Here is a 12,249-nt window from a genome sequence, read left to right as displayed (position 1 = left end):
TCGACCCTTATACGGCCATCAGGTCTTTTTCTTTCTCGTCCGTGGCCTTGGTGATCTGGGCCTCGGATTCCTTGGTCAGCTTATCGATATCAGCGATGGCACGACGCTCTTCGTCTTCACTGATTTCCTTGTCCTTGACCAGCTTTTTAAGCTCACCCAATGCGTCACGACGAATGTTGCGCACGGCAACGCGCGCATCTTCCGCTGCGCTACGAGCCTGCTTGGTGAAGCCCTTGCGCGTTTCCTCGGTGAGGGCAGGCATCGGGATCAAAAGCAACTCACCCAGGTTGGTCGGATTGAGGTTCAGACCGGCGCTCTGGATCGCCTTGTCGACGGCAGCGAGCATGTTGCGCTCGAAGGCCACGACTTGCAGGGTACGCGAATCTTTCACGGTGACGTTGGCCACGCTGCTCAGCGGGGTGTCAGTGCCGTAGTAAGGCACCATGACGCTGCCGAGGATGCTCGGGTGAGCCTTGCCGGTACGAATCTGGCCGAACGCGTGGTTCAGAGATTCCAGGGATTTCTGCATACGCGCTTGGGCGTCTTTCTTGATTTCGTTGATCATTGTTGGCCTTCCTCGATCAAAGTCCCTTCAGCGCCGCCGTGCACAATGTTCAGCAGGGCGCCGGGCTTGTTCATGTTGAATACGCGCAGCGGCATCTTGTGATCGCGGCACAGGCAGATAGCAGTCAGATCCATTACACCCAGCTTGCGATCCAGCACTTCATCATAAGTCAGATGATCGAACTTCTCGGCATGCGGGTCTTTGAACGGGTCTGCGGTGTAAACGCCATCAACCTTGGTCGCTTTCAGCACGACGTCGGCATCGATTTCGATGGCACGCAGGCAGGCTGCCGAATCCGTGGTAAAGAACGGATTACCGGTACCGGCGGCGAAGATCACCACGTCCTTGGAGTTCAGGTGGCGCATGGCTTTGCGGCGATCATAGTGATCGGTCACGCCAACCATGGAAATGGCCGACATCACGATGGCTGAGATATTGGCACGTTCCAGCGCATCGCGCATGGCCAGGGCGTTCATCACAGTGGCCAGCATGCCCATGTGGTCGCCTGTCACCCGATCCATGCCAGCCTTGCTCAAGGCCTCGCCACGGAACAGGTTGCCACCGCCGATCACCAGACCGACCTGTACGCCGATACCGACCAGTTGGCCGACTTCCAGCGCCATCCGATCCAGCACTTTTGGATCGATCCCGAACTCTTCCGAGCCCATCAGGGCCTCGCCGCTAAGCTTGAGTAGAATGCGTTTATAGCGAGCCTGATAACCACTGCCCTGCTGAGCCATTGCGAATCTCTCCTGCGGCGTATTTAAAAAATTCTGTGCAAGCTGTTTTACAGCTGCCGTTCACTCTAGCTTGGCGCTGCTTCAGCGCCATCGGAACCTGGCTTTGTAAGTCAGTTCCCAGTGGAAACCAATTAAAAAATGGTAACCCCATCTGAAAAGAGGCTGCGCGCGTGAGCGGGCAGCCTCTTTCGGGCGACAGTTGAAAAACCGTCTTATTGCTTGGCGGCAGCCAGCTGGGCAGCAACTTCTTCAGCGAAGTTGTCGACCGGCTTCTCGATGCCTTCGCCTACTTTGAAGTAGGTGAAGGAAACGATTTCTGCGCCGCCTTTCTTGGCCAGCTCGCCAACCTTGATTTCAGGGTTCTTGACGAACGCCTGCTCAACCAGGCTTGCTTCTGCCAGGAACTTGCTGATACGGCCTTTGACCATGTTCTCAACAATGTTTTCTGGCTTGCCTTTGATCTTCTCTTCGTTCAGCTGCAGGAACACAGCTTTTTCACGCTCGATCGCTTCAGCCGAAACTTGCGAAGGCAGCAGGAACTCAGGGTTGCTTGCAGCAACGTGCATCGCGATGTCTTTGGCCAGCTCGACGTCGCCGCCTTTCAGAGCCACAACGACACCGATCTTGTTGCCGTGCAGGTAAGAACCGACAACGTCACCTTCGATACGGGCCAGACGACGGATGTTGACGTTCTCGCCTACTTTGGCAACCAGTGCTTCGCGAGCAGCTTCTTGCGAAGCGATCAGCGGAGCAGCGTCGGTCAGCTTGTCAGCGAAAGCTTTTTCAACGCTGGCAGCGACGAAGTTTTTGAAGTCGTCTTGCAGAGCCAGGAAGTCGGTCTGCGAGTTCACTTCCAGGATAACGGCAGCTTTACCGTCGTCCTTGATTGCGATTGCGCCTTCAGCGGCAACGTTGCCAGCCTTTTTCGCAGCCTTGATCGCGCCCGAAGCACGCATGTCATCAATGGCTTTTTCGATGTCGCCGTCAGCCTTTTCCAGGGCTTTCTTGCAGTCCATCATGCCTTCGCCGGTACGCTCGCGCAGTTCTTTAACCAACGCTGCAGTAATTGCTGCCATTTTCAAATTCCTCTTGGATAGGTTTTCAACCATTCCACCCGATCGAACGGGCGTTCAATTCTTCCCGAAACACCTTATAGCTGCTGCACGTTACAAATGCAGGAGGTGCGCTGCCACAAGTGGGCGCCAACAAACGGTTTTCGAGGTGGCAAAAAGGGGGCCAAGCCCCCTTTTTGCTTACTGAGTCAACGCCAGGGCGTCGATTACTCAGCTGCAGCCTGAGTTTCTTCAGCTGCGAATTCAACAGTGCCGCCAGCAACATTGTTGCGACCACGGATCACTGCGTCAGCCATCGAACCCATGTACAGCTGGATAGCGCGGATTGCGTCATCGTTGCCTGGGATGATGTAGTCAACGCCTTCCGGGCTGCTGTTGGTATCGACAACGCCGATGACCGGGATGCCCAGCTTGTTGGCTTCGGTGATCGCGATGCGCTCGTGGTCAACGTCGATCACGAACAGTGCGTCTGGCAGACCGCCCATGTCCTTGATGCCGCCCAGCGAACGATCCAGCTTTTCCAGGTCACGGGAGCGCATCAGCGCTTCTTTCTTGGTCAGCTTGGCGAAAGTACCGTCTTCGGCTTGAACTTCAAGGTCACGCAGACGCTTGATGGAAGCACGAATGGTTTTGAAGTTGGTCAGCATGCCGCCCAACCAGCGGTGATCGACGTACGGCGAACCGCAACGTGCTGCTTCTTCAGCAACGATCTTGCCAGCGGAACGCTTGGTGCCGACGAACAGAATCTTGTTTTTGCCCTGGGCCAGACGCTCTACGAAAGTCAGAGCTTCGTTGAACATTGGCAGGGTTTTTTCAAGGTTAATGATGTGAATCTTGTTACGCGCGCCGAAAATGTACTTACCCATTTTCGGATTCCAGTAACGGGTTTGGTGACCGAAGTGCACACCGGCCTTCAGCATATCGCGCATGTTGACTTGGGACATGATAGTTCCTTAATAAGTCGGGTTTGGCCTCCACGTATCCCAATGACCAACCAGTGGCATAAAGCCAAAAGCACCCAGGTCATCGTGTCGACACGTGTGTGGATTTAAGCTTTTCGGGGTATCCCCGGAAAGCGGCGCATTTTATACCACAGGGTGCACAGAAACGGAACCCGGAATCTGCAATCGCACCAGGGACATGGGCGCAGCCCCCTTGGAATCGCCTTCAAGCGCACCATTGTATAGACAGACGCGATGCACGCAGGCGCGGATTTGCTCCTTTCGTCTGGTAGAATCGCGTTTTTCAGGGTCGCAAATCCCACACCTGCCACCCTATCCGTATCAGCAAGCGCCGCCGAGCGCAGAGAGAGCCTGTATGACCGTCAACCTCAAAACCCCCGAGGACATCGCTGGCATGCGTGTCGCCGGCAAACTGGCCGCCGATGTGCTGGAAATGATTGCCGAACACGTCAAACCGGGCGTGACCACCGATCAACTGAACCAGATCTGCCACGACTACATCGTCAACGTGCAGCAGGCCATCCCTGCCCCGCTCAACTACAAGGGCTACCCGAAGTCGATCTGCACCTCGATCAATCACGTCGTCTGCCACGGCATTCCGAATGACAAGCCGCTGAAGAATGGCGACACGCTGAACATCGACGTCACCGTGATCAAGGACGGCTACCACGGCGACACCAGCCGCATGTTCCACGTTGGCGAAGTGCCGGTCTGGGCCGAACGCCTGTCGCAGGTCACTCAGGAATGCATGTACAAGGCGATCGAAATCGTCAAACCTGGCTGCCGCCTCGGCGACATCGGTGAGATCATCCAGAAGCACGCGGAAAAGAACGGTTTCTCGGTGGTTCGCGAGTTCTGCGGCCACGGCATCGGCAAGGTGTTCCACGAAGAGCCGCAGATCCTGCATTACGGTCGCGCCGGCACCGGCATGGAACTGAAGGCCGGCATGACCTTCACCATCGAACCGATGATCAACCAGGGCAAGGCCGACACCAAGGTACTGGGCGACGGCTGGACCGCGATCACCAAGGACCGCAAACTCTCGGCGCAGTGGGAACACACCCTGCTGGTGACCGACACTGGCTACGAGATTTTCACCCTGCGCGCCGATGACACCATCCCGCGCGTCTCGGCCTGATCCCAAGAACGCTCCCAGCCTTATAGAAGGAAAGCCAATCGATGCCGCAGGTGGATCCCGAACTCTTCGACCGCGGCCAGTTCCAGGCTGAACTGGCCCTGAAAGCGAGTCCCATCGCGGCGTTCAAGAAGGCGATCCGCCAGGCGCGCGAGGTCCTCGACACGCGTTTTCGTAGCGGCCGCGACATCCGCCGATTGATCGAAGACCGTGCGTGGTTCGTCGACAACATCCTGCAAAAAGCCTGGGAGCAGTTCAACTGGAGCGAAGACGCCGATATCGCGCTGGTCGCGGTCGGCGGCTACGGCCGGGGGGAGTTGCACCCCTATTCCGACATCGACCTGCTGATCCTGCTGGACAGCGCCGATCACGAAGTCTTCCGCGATTCCATCGAGCGTTTTCTGACGCTGCTGTGGGACATCGGCCTGGAAGTCGGTCAGAGCGTACGCTCGGTCGACGAATGCGCCGAAGAGGCCCGCGCCGACCTGACCGTGGTCACCAACCTCATGGAAAGCCGCACCATCTGCGGCCCCGAGCGTCTGCGCCAGCGCATGCTCGATGTCACCAGCACCGCACACATGTGGCCGGCCAAGGAGTTCTTCCTGGCCAAGCGCGCCGAGCAGAAGGCCCGCCACCACAAGTACAACGACACCGAATACAACCTGGAACCCAACGTCAAAGGCTCGCCCGGCGGCCTGCGGGATATCCAGACGATTCTGTGGGTGGCACGGCGTCAGTACGGCACCCTGAACCTGCGAGCCCTCGCTGGCGAAGGTTTCCTGGTCGAGAGCGAAAACGCCCTGTTGGCGTCCTCCCAGGAATTCCTCTGGAAAGTGCGTTACGCCCTGCACATGCTCGCCGGGCGCTCGGAAGACCGCCTGCTGTTCGATCATCAACGGACCATCGCCGGCCTGCTCGGTTTTGAAGGCGACGACGCCAAACAGGCCGTCGAAAACTTCATGCAGCAGTACTTCCGCGTGGTGATGAGCATTGCCCAGCTCAGCGACCTGATCATCCAGCACTTCGAGGAAGTGATCCTCGCCCCGGAAGACGAAGCACCGCCGCAGCCGATCAACTCGCGCTTCCAGTTGCACGACGGCTACATCGAAGCACGCAACGACAACGTGTTCCGCCGCACGCCGTTCGCCATGCTCGAGATCTTCGTGCTGATGGCCCAGCAACCGGAAATCAAAGGCGTGCGCGCTGACACCATTCGTCTGCTGCGCGAGAACCGGCACCTGATCGACGACAACTTCCGCAACGATATCCGCAACACCAGCCTGTTCATCGAGCTGTTCAAGTGCAAGATCGGCGTGCACCGCAACCTGCGCCGGATGAACCGCTACGGCATCCTCGGGCGCTACCTGCCGGAATTCGGTTTCATCGTCGGGCAGATGCAGCACGACCTGTTCCACATCTATACGGTCGATGCGCACACGCTGAACCTGATCAAACACCTGCGTAAGTTGCAATACACCCAGGTGTCGGAAAAATTCCCGTTGGCCGCCAAGCTAATGGCCAAACTGCCCAAGCCTGAACTGATCTACATGGCCGGTCTGTACCACGACATCGGCAAGGGCCGGCATGGCGATCACTCGGACATCGGCGCAGTCGATGCCGAAGCGTTCTGCCAGCGCCATCAGTTGCCCCTGTGGGACAGCCGCCTGATCGTCTGGCTGGTGCAGAACCATCTGGTGATGTCGACCACCGCGCAGCGCAAGGATCTGTCCGACCCGCAGGTCATCCACGACTTCGCGCAGATCGTCAGCGACGAGACCCGTCTGGACTACTTGTATGTGCTGACCGTGGCCGACATCAACGCCACCAACCCGACCCTATGGAATTCGTGGCGCGCCAGCCTGCTGCGCCAGCTCTACACCGAGACCAAACGCGCTCTGCGCCGTGGCCTGGAAAATCCGGTGGATCGCGAAGAGCAGATCCGCCAGACCCAGAGTGCGGCGCTGGACATCCTCGTGCGCGGCGGCACCGATCCGGACGACGTCGAGCAGTTGTGGGCGCAGTTGGGCGATGACTATTTCCTGCGTCACACCGCCGGCGACGTGGCTTGGCACAGTGACGCGATCCTGCAGCAGCCGGCCGATGGCGGTCCGCTGGTGCTGATCAAGGAAACCACTCAGCGCGAGTTCGAAGGTGGCACGCAGATCTTCATCTACGCCCCGGACCAGCACGATTTCTTCGCCGTGACCGTGGCCGCGATGGACCAGCTCAACCTGAACATTCACGACGCCCGGGTCATCACTTCGAGCAGCCAGTTCACCCTCGACACCTACATCGTGCTCGACACCGACGGCGACTCGATCGGCGACAACCCGGCGCGGGTCAAACAGATTCGCGACGGCCTGACCGAAGCACTGCGCAATCCTGACGATTACCCGACGATCATCCAGCGCCGGGTGCCGCGCCAGCTCAAGCACTTCGCCTTCGCGCCGCAGGTGACGATCCATAACGACGCTCAGCGTCCGGTGACAGTGCTGGAACTGACGGCACCGGATCGCCCGGGCCTGCTGGCACGGATCGGCGGGATCTTCCTCGAGTTCGACCTGTCGCTGCAGAACGCCAAGATTGCGACCCTGGGCGAACGCGTAGAAGACGTGTTCTTCATCACCGACGCCCACAACCAGCCGCTCTCCGACCCGCTGCTGTGCAGTCGCCTGCAGGACGCAATCGTCAAGCAACTGAGCGTCAATCAGGAACCGGATATCAAGCTTTCGCGCATCAGTATTTGATCCAGCAACTTCCCCCCTGTGGGAGCGGGCTTGCTCGCGAAAGCGGTGTGTCAGGCAACACATCATTCAATGACACACCGCTTTCGCGAGCAAGCCCGCTCCCACATTGAACGAGGCCCCCATGAACAACGCTCTGAACCAGCTCCAGCCCTACCCGTTCGAAAAACTCCGCGCGCTGCTTGGCACGGTCACGCCGAACCCGGACAAACGCCCGATCGCCCTGTCGATCGGCGAGCCGAAACATCGCTCGCCAAGCTTTGTCGCCGAAGCGCTGGCGAACAATCTGGATCAGATGGCGGTGTATCCGACCACCCTCGGCATCCCGGCCCTGCGCGAAGCCAGCGCCGGCTGGTGCGAACGTCGTTTTGGCGTACCGAGCGGCTGGATCGATCCGGCGCGCAATGTGCTGCCGGTCAACGGTACCCGCGAAGCGCTGTTCGCTTTCACCCAGACCGTGGTCAACCGTGGCGACGATGCACTGGTGGTCAGCCCGAACCCGTTCTATCAGATCTACGAAGGCGCAGCGTTCCTCGCCGGGGCCAAGCCGCACTACCTGCCTTGCCTGGACGAAAACGGCTTCAACCCGGATTTCGACGCCGTGTCACCGGACATCTGGAAACGCTGCCAGATCCTGTTCCTGTGCTCGCCAGGCAACCCGACCGGCGCGCTGATCCCGGTTGATGTACTGAAAAAACTCATCGCCCTGGCCGACGAATACGACTTTGTGATCGCCGCCGACGAGTGCTACAGCGAACTGTACTTCGACGAACAGACCCCGCCGCCAGGCCTGCTCAGCGCCTGCGTCGAACTGGGCCGCAAGGACTTCAAGCGTTGCGTGGTGTTCCACAGCCTGTCCAAGCGCTCCAACCTGCCGGGCCTGCGCTCCGGTTTCGTCGCCGGTGACGCAGATATCCTCAAAGGTTTCCTGCTGTACCGCACCTACCACGGTTGCGCGATGCCGGTGCAAACCCAAATGGCCAGCGTTGCGGCGTGGAATGACGAAGTGCATGTACGCGCCAACCGTGCGCTGTACCGCGAGAAGTTCGACGCAGTGCTGGCAATTCTCAGCCCGGTGATGGACGTACAGCGTCCGGACGGCAGCTTCTACCTCTGGCCGAACGTGGCCGGTGACGATGCCGCATTCTGCCGCGACCTGTTCGAGCAGGAACATGTGACTGTCGTGCCAGGCTCGTATCTGTCGCGCGAGGTCGACGGCGTGAATCCGGGCGCCGGGCGCGTGCGCATGGCACTGGTTGCGCCTTTGGCTGAATGTGTTGAAGCTGCAGAACGGATCCGCGACTTCATCACCCGCCAACACTGAGTTTTTAATATCCGTGCCAGTCATCTGGCACGGACATACCCCTCAAGTTACATTTAAAACCACTTTACGACTACTCCAGACACTGCCCGAAGCTTAATCTCGCGCAGTGGTTTTTTGCATGCGCGAAATAACCCAAAAAACAAATCAAGGAGCAAGACAAAGCATGGACAACTTTCAATATTGCACGCTGCAAAAACCGGCTAAAGAACTCAAATCCAGCACCCTCAACAACAGCCGAAAAAAACGCTCATTGGTGCACTACGACAAACTTTGGCCAAGCCGACACACTCTGAAAATAGCTTTCATGGATAACCCAACTCCGGAACACAAAGATAAAATCATTGCCGCCGCCGAAAAATGGCTTCCTTATATCAGTTTGAAGTTTGAGTTCGTTGAAGGCGTAGAGGGTGAGATCCGAATCGCCACCGAGGGTGTGGTGAACAGTTCATTTCTGGGTACCGATGCACTGGATATGTTTCCTGACACGCCAACCATGAACCTTGGCATCGACCCCGAACACGAAGACTTCGAGACGGTCGTCATCCACGAGTTTGGCCACGCACTCGGCGCGATGCACGAACACCAGCACCCCAAGGCGCAAATCCCCTGGAATAAAGAAAATGTTTACAACTACTACCAGAACAGACCGATGAATCCACTGTCGCGAGGCGAAGTTGACGACAATATATTTACGCCTTTTGACGATGCCGACGCGCTTTACTTGCCATACGATCGAAAATCCATCATGCACCATCCTGTTCCCAACAATTTGACGCTTGGCAATTGGGCGAATCCGACCAATCGCGAAATCAGTGATAAAGACAAACAGCTCATGCAGTTGATTTACCCACGTTGAATCACATCTTTACCGTGCCAGTTCTGTTGGCACGGTAATCCGTCATAAAATCGTACACATATCCAATTTACCTGCTCAGGCGCAGCAACTAGCATCCTTCATTCAAAGCGACTTTCCGGGAACAACAAGCAACCCGAGAAGTTACATATGACGAACGAAAACATGGATATTCAGTTATGCACTCAACCCGGCTTCAGCCAAACAAAAAAACCGAAACCACACGCACCTCCCGCAACATCAAATGCACTTCGGAGGTTCAGTAAAATGTGGGCTAAAAACAATCCGGCAAAATTCTGGACTCCCGGCAGCACTCTCCGCATCGCCTTCCTCAACGGTACGCAGGAATTCAAGGACGCGACCATTGCCGCTGCCAGCAACTGGTTGCCGCACATCAACTTGAAATTCGATTTCGTTGAAGGTGAAGTGGGCGACATCCGCATACTCAGTCAGGAAGGAACGTTTTCCTCCCGGATAGGTACGGATGCTCTGCTACATCCCGATGAGCCGACCATGACACTCTGGCCGCATCCGAGTCTGCCACGTTACTTCGCAGCCAATGTCATGCATGAGTTCGGTCACATGCTGGGCGCGGAGCATGAACAGACCAATCCCACGGCAGATATTCCCTGGGACAAGCCAGCCATCTATGCACAATTTGGAATCACCGCCGACCCGGAAGAAGACGACTCCCAGGCCAGCGTGACGCGCAAACGCCTGCACGACTGGTACTTTGACCGCGGCAATCCCGACGAAAGCATTTATTCGGAATACGATCCAAAGTCGATCATGCACTATCGGATCAGCCAGTCCTGGACCATCGGAGACTTCCAGCTCTTCATTAATCTGGATCTCAGCGAAAAGGACAAAATCTTCATGGCGAACGCTTATCCCTGCCCCGCGAGTGAGTGAGCGCATCAGGTCCATGTCGGCTATTTGACCTGCCCCAGATTCGCTTCGCTTAAATCCAGGTCTGCCAAAACCTCGCGCAACACGTCATCACCGATCTGGTGCTGACGGCTGAGGCTATACAGCTCCAGGCGTTGCGCCCGCAACGCCTTCAAGCGCAAGCGGCGTTCCAGCAGATCCATCTGGAACGCCAGCGCCTGGGCTTCGGCGGAGTCGTTGAATACATCGAGCTGATGACGATACTCGGACATGATCCGAGCCTTGAGTTCCGCCGAGAGTGCGGCCTGCGCCGCATCCTGCGGGCCGACCTCTTCGGTTTCCAGCGCATGGATCGCCGCCTCGGCGGTCTTGCGCCAGGCATCGCGCACTTCCTGACGGCGTTTGTCGTCCGGGCTTTTTTCGATGCCACGCAGCAGCAACGGCAAGGCGATGCAGGCGCAAATCAGCGACAACAGAATCACCCCGGCGGCGATGAAAATCAGCAGATCACGCTCGGGGAACGCCTCGCTCCCCATCAACATCGGCACCGACATCACACCGGCCAGCGTCACCGCCCCGCGCACACCACCGACGGTCAGCAACCAGCAGGATCGCGCGGTCGGCACTTGCGTCAGGTCACCCTTGCCGCGCAGCCGTCGCAGCAGTACCGACAAACGCCAGATGCTCTGTACCCAGATAAAGCGCAACAGCACCAGTGCGAGGAAAATCGCCACCACATCGAGGCCACGGTACAGCAGCGTCGGCCACAACGTCGCTTCGTGACTGACCACCGCTTTGATGATGTCCGGCAATTGCAGGCCCAGCAGCAGAAAGATCAGGCCGTTGAAGGCAAATTCAAGCAGCGACCAGACGCTGCGATTGAGTAGCCGGGTGCTGGTCTGCCGCGGCAGCAGATCGAGCCAGCTCTGCATCATCCCCGCCGCGACAGCCGAAAGAATCCCCGAAGCGCCCAGTCGCTCGGCCAATACATAGGCGGCGAACGGCAGCAGCAACATGAACACCACGTGGGTGGCCGGATCGTCCCAGCCCCGGGCAATCATCCACGCGCGCAAGCGCCCGACCAGCCAGCTCAGCGCGACGCCGACGGCCAAGCCCCCGACCGCCACCAGTACGAACGTCAGGCTGGCATTGGCCAGCGAGAACACCCCGGTCACCGCCGCCACCAAGGCAAACTTGAACGTCACCAGACCCGAGGCATCATTCATCAGCGCCTCGCCTTGCAGGATGTGCATCAGCGGTGTCGGCAAGCGGTTCTGCGAGATCGCCGAGACCGCCACGGCGTCGGTCGGCGAGAGCACGGCGGCCAGCGCGAAGGCCACCGGCAGCGGAATGCTCGGCAACAGCCAGTGAATGAAGTACCCGGCGCCGACCACGGTGAACAGCACCAGGCCGACCGCCAGCGTCAGGATCGGCCCGCGCAGATGCCAGAACTCGCGTTTGGGCATGCGCCAACCGTCGGAAAACAGCAGCGGCGGCAGGAACAGAAACAGGAACAATTCGGGGTCCAGCGCGACGTGCAGGCCCAGTGTCGGCCAGGCCAGCAAGGCACCGGCGGCGATTTGCACGAGGGGCAGCGGCAGCGGGATGACCCGTCCGACCAGCCGGGAGACGCTGACCAGCATCAGCAGGATCAGGACGGTATAAGCGGTTTGCATAAAGCGGAAATCTCAGACAATCGACAGCGTTGAACTGCCATATTAGCCGCTTAGGATGCGTCTGACCGTTGCACCTATGTCGCACGCCCGCAACGCCATTCCAATGTGGGAGCGAGCTTGCTCGCGAATACGGTGTGTCATTAACAGAGATTTTGACTGACACGGCCCCTTCGCGAGCAAGCTCGCTCCCACAGGGTTTTGCATTGCCAAATGAAGCCGGGCGCCGCGAAACCGTTTGGTCATGGCATAATCCGACACCATTTTTTTCCAGCACCTGTAAAGGGGGCGA

10 protein-coding genes are annotated in these 12,249 nt (G+C 58.2%); 5 read left to right on the top strand and 5 right to left on the bottom strand.

The annotated features are described in order from the left end of the window. Nucleotides 1-7: 7 nt before the first annotated feature. The 4 genes from frr to rpsB all read right to left on the bottom strand — a co-directional run bounded on the left by frr (nt 8) and on the right by rpsB (nt 3,322). Nucleotides 8-565, bottom strand: a complete 558-nt coding sequence (gene frr, locus E3Z29_RS08270; RefSeq protein ID WP_047291868.1) for a ribosome recycling factor — start codon at nt 563-565, stop codon at nt 8-10. Then, nucleotides 562-1,305, bottom strand: a complete 744-nt coding sequence (gene pyrH / locus E3Z29_RS08265) for a UMP kinase (RefSeq protein WP_003222124.1) — start codon at nt 1,303-1,305, stop codon at nt 562-564. The genes frr and pyrH overlap by 4 nt, the downstream gene beginning before the upstream one ends. Nucleotides 1,306-1,517: 212 nt before the next feature. Then, nucleotides 1,518-2,381: a translation elongation factor Ts gene (tsf, locus tag E3Z29_RS08260; RefSeq protein WP_027611027.1), complete on the bottom strand. Its 864-nt coding sequence runs from the start codon at nt 2,379-2,381 to the stop codon at nt 1,518-1,520. A 203-nt stretch (nt 2,382-2,584) separates the two neighbouring features. After that, the gene (rpsB, locus tag E3Z29_RS08255; protein WP_003222119.1) at nt 2,585-3,322 is read right to left on the bottom strand and encodes a 30S ribosomal protein S2; all 738 of its coding nucleotides are present in this window, start codon (nt 3,320-3,322) and stop codon (nt 2,585-2,587) included. A gap of 373 nt (nt 3,323-3,695) precedes the next feature. Between rpsB and map the strand changes: the two genes are divergently transcribed. The 5 genes from map to E3Z29_RS08230 all read left to right on the top strand — a co-directional run bounded on the left by map (nt 3,696) and on the right by E3Z29_RS08230 (nt 10,308). Next, nucleotides 3,696-4,478, top strand: a complete 783-nt coding sequence (gene map, locus E3Z29_RS08250; RefSeq protein ID WP_007964271.1) for a type I methionyl aminopeptidase — start codon at nt 3,696-3,698, stop codon at nt 4,476-4,478. Between the two features lie 41 nt (nt 4,479-4,519). Next, entirely contained in the window at nt 4,520-7,222 is a 2,703-nt protein-coding gene (locus E3Z29_RS08245; RefSeq protein ID WP_134785543.1) for a [protein-PII] uridylyltransferase, read from the top strand. A gap of 121 nt (nt 7,223-7,343) precedes the next feature. Continuing rightward, a complete protein-coding gene (dapC, locus tag E3Z29_RS08240; protein WP_134785542.1) occupies nt 7,344-8,543 on the top strand; it encodes a succinyldiaminopimelate transaminase in 1,200 nt (399 codons plus the stop codon). Nucleotides 8,544-8,706: 163 nt separating this feature from the next. Then, a complete protein-coding gene (locus E3Z29_RS08235; RefSeq protein ID WP_134785541.1) occupies nt 8,707-9,399 on the top strand; it encodes a M12 family metallopeptidase in 693 nt (230 codons plus the stop codon). Between the two features lie 147 nt (nt 9,400-9,546). Further along, complete coding sequence (locus tag E3Z29_RS08230) at nt 9,547-10,308, top strand: hypothetical protein (RefSeq protein ID WP_256662073.1); 762 nt, start codon at nt 9,547-9,549, stop codon at nt 10,306-10,308. A gap of 20 nt (nt 10,309-10,328) precedes the next feature. Here the strand turns inward: E3Z29_RS08230 and E3Z29_RS08225 are convergent, their stop codons facing one another. After that, nucleotides 10,329-11,960, bottom strand: coding sequence for a Na+/H+ antiporter (locus E3Z29_RS08225; protein WP_134785540.1), 1,632 nt, complete (start codon nt 11,958-11,960; stop codon nt 10,329-10,331). Between the last annotated feature and the right edge of the window lie 289 nt (nt 11,961-12,249).

This window comes from Pseudomonas sp. S150, assembly GCF_004526365.1.
In the GTDB taxonomy this organism is placed as follows: Bacteria; Pseudomonadota; Gammaproteobacteria; order Pseudomonadales; family Pseudomonadaceae; genus Aquipseudomonas; species Aquipseudomonas putida_A.
The sequence above is the reverse complement of the archived record's forward strand: the minus strand, read 5'-3'. Positions and strand labels throughout refer to the sequence as shown.